Origin of the sequence: Methanocalculus natronophilus (genome assembly GCF_038751955.1) — an archaeon.
Taxonomy (GTDB): Archaea; Halobacteriota; Methanomicrobia; order Methanomicrobiales; family Methanocorpusculaceae; genus Methanocalculus; species Methanocalculus natronophilus.
The window spans coordinates 43,148-58,800 of record NZ_JBCEXH010000002.1; the positions used below are offsets into that span (position 1 = coordinate 43,148).

Annotated in this window: 12 protein-coding genes, 1 tRNA gene and 1 pseudogene; 8 read left to right on the plus strand and 6 right to left on the minus strand. The window is 53.6% G+C overall.

Translation table 11 applies throughout. From position 1 onward, the window contains the following. Position 1: 1 nt before the first annotated feature. Positions 2-1,936 carry an ATP-dependent protease LonB gene (gene lonB / locus ABCO64_RS02395; protein WP_371922845.1) on the minus strand — a complete coding sequence of 645 codons (1,935 nt, stop codon included), beginning with the start codon at positions 1,934-1,936 and terminating at the stop codon, positions 2-4. A gap of 87 nt (positions 1,937-2,023) precedes the next feature. Between lonB and ABCO64_RS02400 the strand changes: the two genes are divergently transcribed. The 5 genes from ABCO64_RS02400 to thsA all read left to right on the plus strand — a co-directional run bounded on the left by ABCO64_RS02400 (position 2,024) and on the right by thsA (position 6,567). Beyond that, a complete protein-coding gene (locus ABCO64_RS02400; protein ID WP_253455692.1) occupies positions 2,024-2,869 on the plus strand; it encodes a ribose-phosphate diphosphokinase in 846 nt (281 codons plus the stop codon). After that, positions 2,866-3,825 carry an RNA 3'-terminal phosphate cyclase gene (gene rtcA / locus ABCO64_RS02405; RefSeq protein WP_253455695.1) on the plus strand — a complete coding sequence of 320 codons (960 nt, stop codon included), beginning with the start codon at positions 2,866-2,868 and terminating at the stop codon, positions 3,823-3,825. The genes ABCO64_RS02400 and rtcA overlap by 4 nt, the downstream gene beginning before the upstream one ends. Continuing rightward, positions 3,822-4,277 (plus strand): NOB1 family endonuclease, encoded by a 456-nt coding sequence (locus ABCO64_RS02410; RefSeq protein ID WP_253455698.1) that lies wholly within the window; start codon positions 3,822-3,824, stop codon positions 4,275-4,277. The genes rtcA and ABCO64_RS02410 overlap by 4 nt, the downstream gene beginning before the upstream one ends. Positions 4,278-4,299: 22 nt before the next feature. Then, a complete protein-coding gene (locus ABCO64_RS02415; RefSeq protein WP_253455701.1) occupies positions 4,300-4,902 on the plus strand; it encodes an orotate phosphoribosyltransferase-like protein in 603 nt (200 codons plus the stop codon). A gap of 69 nt (positions 4,903-4,971) precedes the next feature. Beyond that, positions 4,972-6,567: a thermosome subunit alpha gene (gene thsA / locus ABCO64_RS02420; protein WP_253455705.1), complete on the plus strand. Its 1,596-nt coding sequence runs from the start codon at positions 4,972-4,974 to the stop codon at positions 6,565-6,567. Positions 6,568-6,669: 102 nt separating this feature from the next. Here the strand turns inward: thsA and ABCO64_RS02425 are convergent, their stop codons facing one another. Then, entirely contained in the window at positions 6,670-7,335 is a 666-nt protein-coding gene (locus tag ABCO64_RS02425; RefSeq protein ID WP_253455709.1) for an HAD family hydrolase, read from the minus strand. Between the two features lie 151 nt (positions 7,336-7,486). On the opposite strand from ABCO64_RS02425, the gene ABCO64_RS02430 reads away from it, so the two are divergent. Together ABCO64_RS02430 and ABCO64_RS02435 are read left to right on the plus strand one after the other, a co-directional pair. Then, a tRNA-Ser gene (locus ABCO64_RS02430) sits at positions 7,487-7,570 on the plus strand. Positions 7,571-7,704: 134 nt separating this feature from the next. Next, the gene (locus tag ABCO64_RS02435) at positions 7,705-8,322 is read left to right on the plus strand and encodes a chemotaxis protein CheC (protein WP_253455711.1); all 618 of its coding nucleotides are present in this window, start codon (positions 7,705-7,707) and stop codon (positions 8,320-8,322) included. A 101-nt stretch (positions 8,323-8,423) separates the two neighbouring features. Here the strand turns inward: ABCO64_RS02435 and ABCO64_RS02440 are convergent, their stop codons facing one another. From ABCO64_RS02440 to ABCO64_RS02455, 4 genes are all read right to left on the minus strand, one after another. Continuing rightward, entirely contained in the window at positions 8,424-9,845 is a 1,422-nt protein-coding gene (locus ABCO64_RS02440; protein ID WP_253455714.1) for an ATP-binding protein, read from the minus strand. A gap of 66 nt (positions 9,846-9,911) precedes the next feature. After that, positions 9,912-11,012 (minus strand): PAS domain-containing sensor histidine kinase, encoded by a 1,101-nt coding sequence (locus tag ABCO64_RS02445; RefSeq protein WP_253455717.1) that lies wholly within the window; start codon positions 11,010-11,012, stop codon positions 9,912-9,914. Positions 11,013-11,040: 28 nt separating this feature from the next. Beyond that, positions 11,041-11,655, minus strand: coding sequence for a chemotaxis protein CheC (locus tag ABCO64_RS02450; RefSeq protein ID WP_253455720.1), 615 nt, complete (start codon positions 11,653-11,655; stop codon positions 11,041-11,043). Between the two features lie 6 nt (positions 11,656-11,661). Continuing rightward, a complete protein-coding gene (locus ABCO64_RS02455) occupies positions 11,662-12,039 on the minus strand; it encodes a response regulator transcription factor (RefSeq protein WP_253455722.1) in 378 nt (125 codons plus the stop codon). 459 nt (positions 12,040-12,498) lie between these two features. Here ABCO64_RS02455 and ABCO64_RS10935 point away from each other — a divergent pair. Continuing rightward, positions 12,499-15,642 (plus strand): annotated as a pseudogene (locus ABCO64_RS10935) (Cache 3/Cache 2 fusion domain-containing protein). Positions 15,643-15,653: the final 11 nt, after the last annotated feature.

Here is a 15,653-nt window from a genome sequence, read left to right on the forward strand (position 1 = left end):
GCTAGACAACTCCCGGTTCGGGTTCGCTCTGGCCCTGCTGTGTCGGCGCTACCGCATGCTCGGCGAGTTTCTTCAGCTTGGCCAGGAAGCCGTCACGGTTGGCTGGTACAAGGGCCTGTTCGAGGATCTCCTCGATATGGGTGACCGGGATGATCGTGACCATCTTCCGGTACCGATCTTCGATCAGGACATCTGCTTCATTTGATTTCGGGATGAAGACGTACTTGATGCCTGCTTTTGCGGCTGCCTCGATCTTGTAGGTGACACCGCCAACCGGGAGCACGTCTCCCCTTACGGAAAGCGAGCCGGTCATCGCGACGTCCTGCCTGACAGGGATTCCCTCGATCGCCGATATAACCGCTGTTGCGACCGAGACCGAAGCAGAGTCGCCCTCGACACCCTGGTAGGTGCCGATGAACTGGACATGGATATCGATGTTTCTGATATCCTTCCCGGTGAACTTCTTCAGGAGTGCAGAGACGTTCTTGATCGACTCCTGTGCGATCTCTTTTAAAAGACCGGTCGCGATGACGGTGCCCGACGCCCCCTGGGCGGGAGTGACTTCAGCGACGATTGGAAGTACCGACCCCGAGTCGCTTCCCATCACTGCAAGGCCGTTTACCTTCCCTATGGCTGTTCCAGAGACGATGGTGAGATCATAATCCCTGCTCCGCCTGATGTACTCGTCTGAGATCTGATCTTCGACCGAGCGTGCAGTCTCTTTTGCTGCCAGGACATGCCGGACGCTGGTGATTTCTGCTCCTTCGCCACGGGCGATATCGCCTGCAACCCTGACAAGCCCGCCGAGATCACGGAGTTTCAGGGTCAGGTGGCCCTTCCGGTTCGATCTCCTGCGTGCCTCACGAATCACCTCGATGATGGCACTCCTGTCAAACGGAGGGATTCTCCCGTCATTTTTCACTTCCTGGGCGATGAAGCGGATGAACTTCTCGCGGTTTGCAGGCGTGTCATCGATCGTCTCCTTCATGAAGACCTCGTAACCATATCCCCGGATACGGGAACGGAGCGCTGGGTGCATGCCCTGCATCGCATCAAGGTTGCCTGCTGCTATCATCACGAACCTGCAGGGGACAGGTTCTGTCCTGACCATTGCGCCGCTTGACCGTTCGCTCTGGCCGGTGATGGGGAACTCACCTTCCTGGAGGGCCGTGAGGAGGTTCTGCTGGGAGTGGGGTGTGAGGGTATTGATCTCGTCGATGAAGAGGACGCCTTTATGCGATCTGTGGATTGCACCTGCCTCGACCCGGTCATGGGACGGGGTTTCCAGGCCCCCTGACTGGAAGGGGTCATGCCTGACATCGCCAAGCAGTGCACCTGCGTGCGAGCCGGTTCCATCGATGAACGGGGCTTTTGCATCTTGCGAGGTTGATACCAGGAGTTTGGGCACCATGACATCGTCACGGGGCATCATTGTCCTGAATGCCAGGAAGATGAAGGCAACAGCGATGATACCCATCAGGAGCATGCCAGAGATGAGGGCATACCCGATGATACCAAAAACGAGCATCAGCATCAGCATATTCCGCATCTGCGATCGTTTCCGTGCTTCCATCTTGTGTGCTGCCACGATCTCCTTTCCCCGTCCCGCAGGAACGGTCCTGATCAGCGGGTTGTTATTGTCATCAGAGTTTGGATAGACCAGCAGGTCCTGCATCTCTTCTTTTGGGAGGAGTTCGGCCATTGCTTTTGCCAGCATCGATTTGCCGGTTCCGGGTGTGCCGATCATCATGACGTGCCGCCGCTGGGTGGCAGCTTTCCGTATCACTTCAACGGCATGCTCCTGGCCGATTACCTGGTCGATGAGACCTGACGGCACCTCTATATCTGCTGTTGTTGCGAGATCAATATCCCTGAAGGTCTCGTCTTCTTCCGGTGTATCGTCTCCTGGCATCTCTGTCAGTGTTTCTGTCCCCATTATGAGCAATACCTCGTTTCAACGTTCAATGCTTATATATCAGAGGCCAATAGTTTAAGTAGTTTCAGTACAGGGAGATAGCAGGCAATGAAGGTCATATGCACGGAAAAGACGCAGATTCTTGCTGCGCGAATTGCAGGGATTCTCAATGTCCCCCTGGGGGATGTGAAGAGGGAACGGTTTCCTGACGGAGAGCTCTATATCCGGGCAGATGATCCCGATCCGGATACCGTGATCATCTCCTCGATCCAGGATGCGGATTCCTTTCTCGAACTGCTCCTCCTGCTTGATGCCCATGAGGGATCCGACATCAGGCTCGTCATCCCGTACATGGGGTATGCACGCCAGGACAAACGGTTCCAGCCGGGCGAGCCGATCAGCATCCGGGCAGTTGCGGGTGCAATAGGGAGAGGGGTATCGCGGATTCTGACGGTCAATATCCATGAAACATCTGTCCTGCAGTACTTCGGGGCTCCTGCCGAGAACCTCTCGATAGCTCCGGCTGTTGGCAGGTACCTGGCAGGCCAGGCAATAGACAATCCCCTGATTCTGGCTCCGGATGCCGGAGCACGTGAGTTTGCAGAACGTGTTGCAGAAGCACATGCCTGGGATTTTGATCATCTCGATAAGACCAGGATGTCCGGGGAAGAGGTCAGGATCAAGCCAAAGACGATGGAAGTTGCCGGGAGGAACGTGGTGATTGTTGATGACATCATCTCAACCGGTGGAACGATTGCCACTGCGGCACTGCTCCTTCGCAGACAGGGAGCCCGCGATATCAGGACGGCATGTGTCCACGGGGTCTTCTCAGGAGGCGGGTATGCACGCCTGAGCCAGGCCGGGATATCGGCTATTGCCTCAAGCGACACCATTGAACGGGCGTCTTCCGTCTTCTCAGCAGCCGATACGATTGCACAGGCACTGAAGCGATGATAGTAATCGATGGGGGGATGCTCGAGGGGGGCGGCCAGATTGTCAGAAGTGCTGTTGCTCTTGCATCTGTAACCACTACGCCTCTCAAAATCGTGAATATCCGTGCCAACCGGAAGACACCCGGCCTGGCTGCGCAGCACCTGGCAGCTATCCGGGCTGCAGCGGCGATCTCGTCTGCTGACGTGCATGGCGGGTACGTCGGATCCAGCGAGATCGTCTTTCTCCCGAACAAGCCAGCCTGGACAATGGAGCAGATCGATATTGGAACTGCCGGGAGCATTCCCCTTGTCCTCTCTGCCTGGCTGCCGGGAGCGCTTGCCTGTGGCGGGGAGATTACCGTTTGCGGAGGCACAGAGGTTCCGAATGCGCCGACGATAGATTATTTTGAGGAGGTCTTCCTCGAATACCTGAGACGGCACGGTGCAAAGGTATCCCTCTCCATAGAGTCAAGAGGGTATTACCCGACCGGCGGGGGCATCGTTCATCTCGCTGTTCAGCCCTCTGAGATTGCACCACTTGGGAGGGGTGCCGGGAAAACAAACGGGATCGTCTCCGCAACATCCGGGCTGCCGGATCATGTCGCAACCCGGCAGGCAGACGCAGCAGCAGCGATCGCAGGAGATCTGCCCATCCGAATCGTCAGGCAGGAGCAACCGGGTGTCGGGTCCTCCTGCACGGTCTTTTCAGATGGGCACGGGGGATCAGCTCTTGGGAGACGCGGGCTGGCCGCAGAGGAGGTCGGAAGGCAGGCTGGCCGCACCTGGCGTGCTGGCGGATCCTGTGGTATCGACTGCCATCTCGCGGATCAGCTGTTGCTGTACCTTGCGATCTATGGAGGATCTATTTGGACCGGGCAGCTTACACCTCATGCAGAGACGATGATCCGGCTGCTTGCCCGGTTCGGATATACGCTTCTCTCCAGCCACGAGGGGGATTGTGTGGAGGTGTCCCTGTGAGGATCGTCTGTGATGCGTCGTTCTTCTTTGGCACGTATCCTCTGGATGGAGAGCTCTGCACCACACCGCAGGTGCTTGCCGAACTCAGGGATCTGCAGTCAAAATGCCGATTTGACACCCTGAAGGAGGATGGGCTCGCCCTCATTGAGCCGGATTCAGTCTCCATGAGCAGGGTGTGGGAGGCGGCTGCCGAAACCGGGGATCTCGCTGTCCTCTCGGAAACCGATGCCAGCGTCCTTGCACTTGCACTTGAGGTTGAGGGCGAGGTTGCAACAGATGATTTTGCGATCCAGAATGTGGCTGCGGCCCTTGGGATCCGGGTCAGGCCGCTTCTGCAGCGGCGGGCGAAGAGGCGTGCGTGGAAGATGGTCTGTACCGGATGCGGGCGTGTGGCTGATGGCGAGCCGGACTGCCCGGTCTGCGGCTCTCCCCTCTCCCGAAGGCATAAATAGATATTGTATCCATCGTACTGCTATGTCAAACCTCGCGGATCTGAAAGAGCGGGCGCGATCCCTCCTCGAAGAGGGGCACAGTCCGGGCCAGATCGCCGATGAGCTCTCACTCTCAACAGAGACCGTCACCTGGCTTCTGACCCAGTCAAAGGGTGCTGCAGCGCCGCGTGATGTGCATATCGACTGGACTGCGATCAGCTGCGATTCCACGCTTCTTGAGTCGGCAGCATCAATGATGATCGATCACTATAGTCCACCAGCCAGCCGGACAGAGCCACTTGATGCAGACGTGATTGTTGGTATCGCCATATCAGGCGTCCCACTTGCCACCCTGATCAGTGCACGGGAGGGATGCCGCCTGGCTGTCTACCATCCTGCAAAGCATGCAGTCACCGAGAAACCTATTGGATCCATCTCCGGTAATTTTGCACAGGTGAAGGATAAACGCTGTATCATCGTTGATGATGTCATCACCTCAGGAAAGACGCTGCATGAAGTGGTTGCCTATCTCAGGAGGCATGGCGGCATCCCTGTTGCGGTCTGGGTCCTCTTTGACAAGCGCGGTATCACCGAGGTGGATGGAGTTTCTGTCTACTCACTCTTCAGAGTCTCCAGAATTGACTGAGTGGCAGCCTGTAAAGGATAACATTATATAGACGTTCAATTCCATTTTTACTAACAGGAGGATTACAGAGTGGCACAACAAAACCAGTTAACCGGCCAGCCGGTCATTATTTTACGGGATAACGTAGAGCAGACCCGCGGATACGAAGCGCAGCGATCGAATATTCTTGCAGCAAAAGCGGTCTCTGAAGCGGTCAGAACAACCCTTGGTCCACGGGGTATGGACAAGATGCTTGTCGCAGGAGATGATATCACCCTCACAAATGATGGTGCGACGATCCTCTCCGAGCTCTCTGTCCAGCACCCTGGTGCAAAGATGGTTGTCGAGGTGGCTACCGCACAGGATGACGAGTGCGGGGATGGCACCACAACCGCAGCCATCATGGTCGGATCGTTCATGGAGCAGGCCGAGCGTCTCCTCAAACTGGGTATCCACCCAACCAATATCTCCAAGGGCTACTCGCTTGGGATGAGGAAAGCGCTTGAGATCCTCTCTGAGCTCGCAATCACAGTCTCCCCTGATGATAAGGAGAGCTTAAAGAAGATCGCAACAACCGCAATGGTCGGCAAGACGATTGAGGCTGTCAGGGAGAAGGCCTCTGACATCGTGGTTGATGCGGTGGCAACAGTTGCCACCAGGACCGATGAGAAGATCACAATCGATGAGGATGACATCCTCGTCAAGACCCAGAAGGGCGATTCGATGGATGATATCGAGCTTGTCCAGGGAGTTATCATCGGAAAGTCCCGTGTCGACGAACAGATGCCACGGATCGTCAAGGGCGCTAAAGTCGCAATGATCGGTTCGCCTCTTGAGATCACCAAGACCCAGACAAAGGCAAAGATCAAGATCTCAAGTTCAGAGCAGGTTGCAGCGTTTGGCGATGCCGAGCGGGAGCAGCTGAAGAAGCTTGCAGACCAGATCATTGATTCAGGCGCAAATGTCCTTCTCTGCCAGAAGGGTATTGCAGATCCGGTGCAGTACTACCTTGCAAAAGCAGGCATCTACGCAGTTGAGGATGTCCCCGAGAAGGAGATGAAGTATGCTGCCAAGGCACTGTGTGGTGAGATCGTCAACAAGCCAGAGGATCTGAGCCTTGAGACGCTTGGAACCGCCGACCAGGTGGAGAAGCTCTATGGCGAGGACCTGACAAAGATCTCGGGATGCGAGAATGCAAAGGCTGTCACGATCTTTATCCGGGGATCAACCCAGTACCTGGTGGACGAGCTTGACCGTGCCATCAATGATGCAAAGCGTGTCATCCAGGACGCAATGGAAGATGGGAAATACACCATTGGCGGCGGATCTGTTGAGACAGAGATGCTCGTCCGTATCCGCGACTATGCCACAACCGTCGGCGGACGCGAGCAGATCGCTATCGAGGCGTTTGCAAGTGCGTTTGAAATTATTCCGATTACGCTTGCAGAGAACTCAGGCTTCAACCCGATCGACAAGCTGGTTGAACTGAAGAAGGCTCATGTCGATGGGCAGAAGTATGCCGGTCTGAATGTCTTCACCGGCAAAATTGTCGATATGGAGAAAGAGGGTGTCTATGAGCCGATGCGTGTCAAGCGCCAGGCTATCCAGAGTGCGTCTGAGATCGCATCCCTCCTGATCCGGGTCGACGATATGATGGTGACCCAGTCACACGGACCCGGGATGTAAATCCCCCAAAGAAAACTCTTTTTTTACCCGTTGTACGCAGATCAGATCCGGATTTCTGCGCATACCAACAGTTGAATAAGCAAAAGAATGATGACCCGGACTTCACCCGGATCTGCCAAAGAGGTAGTCCAGCAGCTCGTGCATATCAGAAACGACTCTCTCAACGTGTGGGTGTCCGGTGAAGCGGTCGGGATCACCTGCTGCCACCCGTGCAATGAACCTGACACCGGTTTTTTCTGCTGCTTCGAGGTCCTGTGGGGCGTCGCCGATGAAGAGAGCAGATGTGGGATCTATCCGGGATGTTGCAAGTATCTCCCGGATGCAGTCTGCTTTTGAACGGGGAGAGCCATAGATCCTGACAAAATAGTCTTTGAGCCCTTGTTTCTCTGCTATCATCAGCATCTCGTCTTCAGGGGTTGCAGAGACGATATAGAGAGGAAGCCGGGTGCTGCAGGTGCTGAGGAGTTTGTCTGCACCCGGCACAAGCGGGATGGTATACATCTTTTCGCGGACAAGGCCTGCATACCGATCACCCAGGCGCTGCTCCTGATCCCTGGTGAGTTCCTGGCAGAGGATCTCCCTGTAGATAAAGCGGAACTTGGCATACCGATTCATCCCGCCGTTATCAAGGTGGTACTGCACGATCTCGTCCTGATGCCTGGGGACAAACGAGAACGTCTCCCTGAATGCCTCTGCCTTCATTGCGATGGACTCGGCGATGACGCCATCGAAGTCGAAGATGATCAGGCAAAGCGGCGGGTGCTGCATGCAGGTGTTTTTGTCTTTGTGAGTTCTTAGTCGTGACTGATCGGGGTTGTGATGATGAAGTGACTGAGATCACGTCCGGGAAGGGGACGCATGACCCGGCCCTTCAGAAGCCTTAATACCGCTCAAAATAAAATTCTATATCCCGATCCAGGCCGAGGTAGTCTAGTCCGGGAAGGCGGTGGCCTCGAAAGCCACTGGTGGTTTCACCTCGGGAGTTCAAATCTCCCCCTCGGCGTTCTTTTCCCATTGTGTTTCTTTTTTGCCGTTTTTTCTGTCAGCACCTTGTGAAACGGCATCTTCCTGATGCGTGGAGCAGGCAATTCCGCAGCCTTTTTATGACCAAAGAACAGTCTTTGTATACGAACAACCATGGCAATCCTGACACCGATGCAGATAGATGCATTAAATGAGCTTGGCAATATCGGCTCATCACATGCTGCCAATGCACTCTCTGCCCTCCTGATGCACCAGATCGAACTGACTGTGCCAGCTGTTGAGATCGTTGATCTTGCTGAAGTCCACGAATATGTCACTGATGATCCCTTTGCGATCATCCTCTTTGAGATGCAGGGTGAGATCGATCACGCGGGCTATATCCTCTTCCTGCTTCCCCTCTCTTCTGCTATCCGGATGATCAACGTGATGATGGGCATGGATGACGAGAACCGCGAGATTGGCGAGATGGACGAAAGCGCACTCCAGGAGATCGGAAATATCATGGCGTCCGCATTTCTCAATGCAACAGCAGAGCTCCTCAGTGTCATTATGATGCCCTCCCCCCCAAACCTCGTCATCGATATGGGCCATGCCGTGATCGAGGAGATACTGACGGATCTGGCAGTTGAGGTGAACGAGGTGATCATCTTCCAGACATCCCTTTCCTGTGACCAGTATTCGATCAGTGGAAACCTGATGATGCTGCCAGCAATTGATACTCTCAGAGAGATTCTCAGTATTATGGATCAGATGCTGGAAGATTCCGCCTGAAGAGACTGGATAGAGAGCGGGAGGGCGGATATTTTCCTTCTCTTTTGCACCCCTTTGTCTCTGGAACAGTCCGGAAATCAACAATGTATGGTATGAACCGTTTATATGCTGTCAACCAGGCATTCCTGCCCGTATCTATTCTGGAATCCGCCTTCCGGGACAAGCAGTTCAAACCGCACACCCTCGCCGGGAGTGCCGGTCTCGCTGATTGTGATTCCGGTGATGCTGAGGATCTCGCGGATAAAGAAGAGGCCAAAGCCCGTGTGTTTCCCATAGCCATACTCAAAAATAAGTTCCTTCTGATCAGCGGGGATGCCCACGCCGTCATCTTCCCAGATGATAGCAAGTGAAGAGGGACGGTGTTTGCAGGTGACCTGCACGCGGACTGCACCCTCTGCATGCCGGAGTGTGTTATCATAGAGGTTCTGGAAGACTTTTGAGAGCATCGGATCGGCATAGATTAACACGCCAGAACAGTCATGGTGAATCGGGACACCCGATGTATCAAGTTCGGAGAGGCAATCTTCAAGAGATACCCAGTCGGGCTCATTCACCCCGAGCGACTCATAAAACCGGGTAAATTCCAGCTGATGCTCAATAGAGGCTGCTGCCGCCTCGATTTGTGTGAGATAGTCAGAAAGGGTCTTATCTTCCTTGTGATCGGAGAGGAGCTCAAGATAGCCCTGGATGACCATAATCTTATTTCTGACATCATGGCGGGTGATAGACGAGAGGAGCTGGAGTTTTTTGTTTGCGAGATGGAACGCCTTCTCCGCCCGTCTCCGGTCAGTCACATCATCCAGGATGACCCGGCCACCGATAATGTCTGGCTGGCCACCACCATGAGGAGGACTCTCGGTGCTGCCCCCTCCAAAGGCCACATCCTGAGAAGCCCCGGTATGCTTTAGTATCGGCGAGATATGTGCCCGGTACTGAAGGGGTTTTCCCTCTGGCGAGGGAAACTCGATCTCAATTGTGGCGGGCACGGCACCGTTATGCAGCGTTTTTTCAAGGAGAGCTGAGAATCCCGTCTGGGCGAGGGGCTGGTATGTGAGCAGGTTACATGATGAAATTATGCCTTCTGTTCCCTGCAGACCAAGCATTGTGAGTGCCCGGTGGTTGGCAAAGGTTATCACGCCTCCTTTGTCTGTTGTCAGAATGCCTATTGGAGCGTTTTCCGAGAGATCAGAGAACTGCTCCTGGCTGAAACGCAGGTCCTGTTCAGCTTTCTGCCTCCTGATGATGTCCAGGGCGAGTGCAATGAGGCCAATGGTGACGAGAATGTATGCAAAGCCACGGATAAAGACAAACTCCACCCGATAGGAGTCTATCACGCTGAGAAGGTTTGCCAGATGCGATATCCCGAAGAACCCAAATGCAAGACCGATAGAGAGGGGGATCATACTCTCTGTGCGATAGCTCCACCAGATACTGATTGCCAGGATGAGTATGCAGGCGATGAGATTGAGTGTTGTGATTGGATCAGCAAGCTGCATCAGGCAATGCTCCAGACGATTACTCATTCTCAGAAACGATATAGGTTTCTCTGATTCATCGCCTGAAAGATTGGAAAAAACAGAGATTCCGGATTAATCGTACCGGAATCCGCCTTCGGGGACAAGCAGTTCAAACCGCACACCCTCGCCGGGAGTGCCCGTCTCGCTGATGGCAATTCCGGTGATGCTGAGGATTTCGCGGATCAGGAAGAGGCCAAGGCCGGTATTCCTGCCAAATCCACGGTTGAAGACATCTGCCTTGTCATCGTCTGGGATACCCGGCCCGTCATCTTCCCAGGTGATCACAAGTCCTGATCCGGTTCTCTGGCAGGCGACCCGGACATGGGTTGCCCCGTCTGCGTGGCGCAGGGTGTTGTCATAGAGATTGGAGAAGACTTTCCGGAGCATTGGATCGGCATGGACTGAGATGCCGGGGCAGTCGCAGGAGACCGGGATATCACCGGGCTCGATCTCCTGTACCTGGGCCTCAATCGAGAGCCAGGCAGGATCGCTCTGGCCTATCTTCTCATATTCACGGTTGAAGAGCAGGATATTCTGGATGATCATCGCTGCTGCCCGCACATGCTCCAGGTATTCGGCCAGTGTGGGATCGGTTGCCATCTCTTCGGCAAAGCCGAGGAATCCGTCGATGACCATAACCTTGTTCAGGATGTCATGCCGGGTGACGCTGGAGAGGAGATGTAGTTTTGCATTGAGTTGTTCAAGGGATTCCTCAGCAGCTTTCCGCTCTCCGGCGAGCCGAAGTGCCTGATCCCTCATATTCCTGGCTGAACGGATCTCCTGGTCAAGCTCTGTGACATCCTCGATGATGATGAGTGCTGACACAGTATCGGGATCACCACCAGGATACCTGATGATTGAAGTCTGCTGGACACGGGGTGTGCCATCCGGATGCCTGCAGTCAAACAGTGAGGGATGAAGCTGGGATGAGAAGACTGCGGGCGGGCCTCCGTTCAGAACCTGGTCGATCCGGGTCTGGTATGACGGTCTTTTGAGATTTGGATAGATTTCATCAAGAAGCAAGCCGATCGTCTCTTCGCTTTTCTTTCCGCTCCAGTCAGCAAGGGTTCTGTTCCAGAGGATGATACGCCGATCCCACCCGATGACGCAGATGCCAACAGGCAGTGCATCTGAGAACCTGAGAATATCCCTTCCAATTGCGTCTGTACCCATTGATTACCCACCATAATCCCGGGCGCAACTAGCCTCTCTGCATCTCCCTGACCCGGCTGATGAGGGTCTCAAATGAGAGTGTTCCCATAATGATCAGGATCTTCCCCTCAATATCGAGTGATCGTATGAACATGCGTGTTTCAGCAAGGAGAATCGCTTCCCGGTGTTCTTTCTGGACGTTCTGTATCAATGAGGGGATATCTGCTTCAGCATAGGCGGGCAGGGTATAGACGAGGTTACTGCCAAGTACGTTTGTTATGGATCCCATGACGCCGTTGATGAGGATATTGCCGACTTCCTTTAAGGTTTCTGTACTGATCGAATTGACATCGGTGTCGGCACTGTCATGATCCAACGCGTCTCCGGTCACTGCGTGAATGAGGATATGTGCACTCTCGCCGGGGAAGATCGAGTAGGTCATCCCCGAGAATCCTCCCTCAAAGCCAAGAGATATAGCTGAATACCGGCCTTCTCCAAGAGATCTCGAGACATCCCTGAATTCTTCCTCAGAATAGATGCTGACCTCTGGTATCCGGAGCTCAATTGTTGATCCCGTCAGCTCAGACAGGATGCCGGCAGCTTTTCCGACCCCGATGTTCACGAGTTCCCGTATGGCATCAAGGTCATCAGCATGAATCTCCATACCTTTTCACCGTCCAGTCTCGCCAGGGGACTCGAGGATTGCCTGGATGGCAGGTATGATCTCCTCGCGCCTGAGTGGTTTATTCAGAAACGATCGCGCACCGAGCTCGAGGCAGAGCGACCGGGTGGTGTCCTGGATATCGGAAGTCAGTACAATGACCGGAACATCGAGCTTTTGTTCCTGCACACTCTTCAGAAACGAGAACCCATCCATATCGGGCATCAGAAGATCAAGGAGGATGATATCCGGCTGATCCGTTTCTGCCATCTCAAGTCCAAGCCTGCCATTGCCTGCCTCAATACAACTGTATCCTTCGGAGAGAAGTGTCTTTTTGATTAACGTACGCTGAAAGGATGAATCATCAATGATCAGAACGGTTGTCATAGGCATCTGCTCATTGGTATGTATAGTTTCATCCAGATTAGTGTATCTTCTCCCAACACATCCCGGGTCGCTCCTTTATGCCCGGGAGGCAGAGACGGAGGAGAGAGAAACAAAGAATTTAGCTGGGAATTGGCAGGCTCTACGTTATCATCTTCATCAGGTACCATTGTACTCGGATTACCGGCACCTGTATTGATCAAAATCAAATCGTAACGCTTTTTATCATATACTCATATAGTCCACTGATCCTTATGCATATCAAATATAGATATCATATAGGTTAATTAAATATGAAATGCCTAACTGCCGGATACAGAAGTATGATCAGATCCATCTGATCAGGCAGGAGCGGGATACCCCGATTCCTTCCAGTGCCTGCCAATCATCTTCTCCATTCTCCGGCATGGTTGGCTATGGAGAGAACAGATGTCGCAGACTATTGCAGCACGATTTGGGAACATGAAGATCGGGACGAAGATCCTGATCATCTCCCTTGCACTGATTATCATCCCGACAACCCTTCTTGGCGTCGTCGCATACAATTCTGCAAGTGGAGCAATTGAAGAGCAGATAGAAGAACAGCTTGAGATACTTGCCCAGGAAAACCTGGATAATATCGGGAATACCTATACAGTAACGATGCAGCTGGTTCAATCCGGCCTGAATGTCCTCAGGTACAACTTCCAGAGCCATGGAACACCGGAGATCCGTGACGGGCAACTGGTGCTTGTTGATGCTGCGGGCGGGGTGTATGTTGTTAATGATAATCACCAGATCGTTGATGGCATCTCCCGCCAGTTTGACGGAGCAGCAGCCACCATCTTCCAGGTGAGGGACAACCAGGCGATACGGATTGCAACCTCGGTCTATGGTGCAGACGGAAGGCGCGTTGTCGGGACACCGGTTGCACAGGATGTCTATGATGTGGTGGTTGTACGCGGAGAGACATTCTATGGAGAAGCCAATGTGGTTGGTGTCGACTATATCACCGCCTATGAGCCGATCCGCGGACCTGGCGGGAATGTGATCGGCATCCTCTTTGTGGGCATCCCTCAACGCGAGACACTCGGTGTAGTGCATGAGAGTATCCGGGATTAGGTCATCGGCATAAACGGGTATATGTATATCATGGACAGTACCGGGGACCTGATAGTCCATCCACACATTGAAGGGGACAATGTCGGCCAGCATGAGTTTGCACGCGATATCATCGCGCAGCAGGAAGGCATCATGCATTACTTCTGGGAAGGCGAAGATAAGATCGCCGCATTCACCTATTATGCTCCCCTTGATTACTATATCGTCGCCGGTGCGGACTGGGTGGACTTCACAGGACCGATAAATGATATCAGGAATGCAATTCTGATCATCGTCATCGGTGCGATTATCATAGGCGGTGCAATTGCTGTTCTCTTCGGGAGAGGTATCGCACGCAGGATGGATGATCTTGTCAATCTCGGCAGGCGTGTCCAGGACGGGGATTTCTCCGGAACAGTCCAGACAGATACGAGCGGTGATGAGATTGGCCAGGTGGCAGGCGCATTCGGCGGCGTCGTTGCGACGATCCAGCAGTTCGGCTCAGAGATGAACATGATCAGTGCCGCCGCCACCGAGGGGCGGCTTGACACCCGGGGCGATGCAACAAAATTCAAGGGCGACTATGGAGCAATCATCGGTGGTGTCAATGAAACACTTGATGCAATCATCGGGCCGCTCAATGTTGCAGCAGAATATGTCGACCGCATCAGCAAGGGAGATGTGCCGGAAAAGATCACCGAACACTATTCCGGAGACTTCTATGAAGTGAAGGAGAACCTGAATGCCTGTATCGATGCGGTGAATTTACTCGTTGAAGATTCATTAGTGCTATCAGAGGCAGCGATGGAAGGAAAACTCAGCACACGTGCAGATGCAGCAAAACACAGGGGAGACTTCAGGAAGGTTGTGGATGGTGTCAACAACACGCTTGATGCCGTCATCGGGCCGCTCAATGTTGCAGCAGAATATGTTGACCGCATCAGCAGCGGAGACATTCCTGAGAAGATAACAGACAACTACAACGGAGACTTCAACGAGATAAAGAACAACCTCAATACATGCATCGATGCAGTGAATCTCCTCGTTGCAGATGCTAACATACTATCAAAAGCAGCGGTTGAAGGACAACTTGATACACGGGCAGATGCATCTAAGCACCAGGGAGACTTCAGAGCAATCGTTGATGGCGTCAATCAAACCCTTGACGCCGTCATCGGGCCGCTCAATGTTGCAGCAGAATATGTCGACCGCATCAGCAGCGGAGACATTCCTGAGAAGATAACAGACAACTACAATGGAGACTTCAACGAGATAAAGAACAACCTCAATACATGCATCGATGCGGTGAATCTCCTCGTTGCAGATGCTAACATACTATCAAAAGCAGCGGTTGAAGGAAAACTCAGCACCCGTGCAGATGCTTCGAAACACCAGGGAGACTTCAGAGCAATAGTCGATGGTGTCAATCAAACCCTTGACGCCGTCATATCCCCGGTGAATGAGACGATCAGAATAGCCGATGCTTTTGCCAATGCCGACTTCAGTGTCCGATTCTCAGATGAGATTGCTGCCAAGGGCGATATGGAGCAGCTGAAGAAATCTCTGAATAACGTCAGTACTCAAATATCGAGCGCAGTCGCAGAAGTCAGCCGGATGATGGGCGAACTCGCCGCCATCTCTGAGGAAGCAAACGCCAGTATCGAAGAGGTCTCCTCAAGTGCCCAGCAGGTCGCACGCAACACCGGTAAAGTCAGCGAGAACTCCGAGAAGGCAAACAACGGCGGCCAGCAGGTGCTCAGGGCAATGGAAGACCTCTCTGCAGCAGTTGAGGAGGTTACCTCGAATGCCGAGTCGGTTGCCGCACTCGCACGGAATGCAAACGACCAGTCAAAGGAAGGGGCAAGGCTTGCCGCTGCCGCTGAGCAGGGAATCGGCGAGATCAGCCAGTCCACAGGAGATGTTGACCAGATCATCAAGGGCATCAACGAGCAGATGGAGCAGATCGGAAAAATTGTCGGGCTTATCGCAGACATCTCCAACCAGACAAACCTGCTCGCACTCAATGCCGCAATCGAGGCAGCACGGGCTGGAGATGCGGGACGCGGATTTGCAGTTGTTGCAGCTGAAGTCAAATCACTTGCACAGGAGTCGGGATCATCGGCTGAGAATATCGCCAACATGATCGGAGAACTCCAGGCACAGGCGAAGAAGGCAGCCGAGGCGATGGGAACCGCAAACACTGCTGTTGAAGCCGGATCTGAACAGATGGAGAAGACGATTTCCGCATTCAACGATATCGTCGATGGTGTCGAGAAGATCTCACGTGCCATTGAGGAGGTTGCCAGTGCCGCAGAAGAGCAGGCGGCAACCGTTGAGGAGATCACAGCAAGCGTTCATGAAGTCACAGGACTGATCGAGGAGAATGCTAAAGAAGCAGGTGATGCAGCAGCTGCAACCGAAGAGGCTTCTGCAGGCATTGACGAGGTCGCCAATATGATCCAGAACGTCAGTTCAGTTGCGAACAAGACACTCCAGGCGAACCAGAAGTTCAGGCTGGCAGAGTAGGTGGATGCACT

What these genes read in the sequence shown, in the direction of transcription:
- ABCO64_RS02400 (WP_253455692.1), top strand. Translation starts at nt 2,024, where the DNA reads ATGAAGGTCATATGCACGGAAAAGACGCAGATTCTTGCTGCGCGAATT.
- ABCO64_RS02445 (WP_253455717.1), bottom strand. Translation starts at nt 11,012, where the DNA reads ATGGGTACAGACGCAATTGGAAGGGATATTCTCAGGTTCTCAGATGCA.
- ABCO64_RS02440 (WP_253455714.1), bottom strand. Translation starts at nt 9,845, where the DNA reads ATGAGTAATCGTCTGGAGCATTGCCTGATGCAGCTTGCTGATCCAATC.
- ABCO64_RS02415 (WP_253455701.1), top strand. Translation starts at nt 4,300, where the DNA reads ATGTCAAACCTCGCGGATCTGAAAGAGCGGGCGCGATCCCTCCTCGAA.
- ABCO64_RS02450 (WP_253455720.1), bottom strand. Translation starts at nt 11,655, where the DNA reads ATGGAGATTCATGCTGATGACCTTGATGCCATACGGGAACTCGTGAAC.
- lonB (WP_371922845.1), bottom strand. Translation starts at nt 1,936, where the DNA reads ATGGGGACAGAAACACTGACAGAGATGCCAGGAGACGATACACCGGAA.
- rtcA (WP_253455695.1), top strand. Translation starts at nt 2,866, where the DNA reads ATGATAGTAATCGATGGGGGGATGCTCGAGGGGGGCGGCCAGATTGTC.
- ABCO64_RS02455 (WP_253455722.1), bottom strand. Translation starts at nt 12,039, where the DNA reads ATGACAACCGTTCTGATCATTGATGATTCATCCTTTCAGCGTACGTTA.
- ABCO64_RS02435 (WP_253455711.1), top strand. Translation starts at nt 7,705, where the DNA reads ATGGCAATCCTGACACCGATGCAGATAGATGCATTAAATGAGCTTGGC.
- ABCO64_RS02425 (WP_253455709.1), bottom strand. Translation starts at nt 7,335, where the DNA reads ATGCAGCACCCGCCGCTTTGCCTGATCATCTTCGACTTCGATGGCGTC.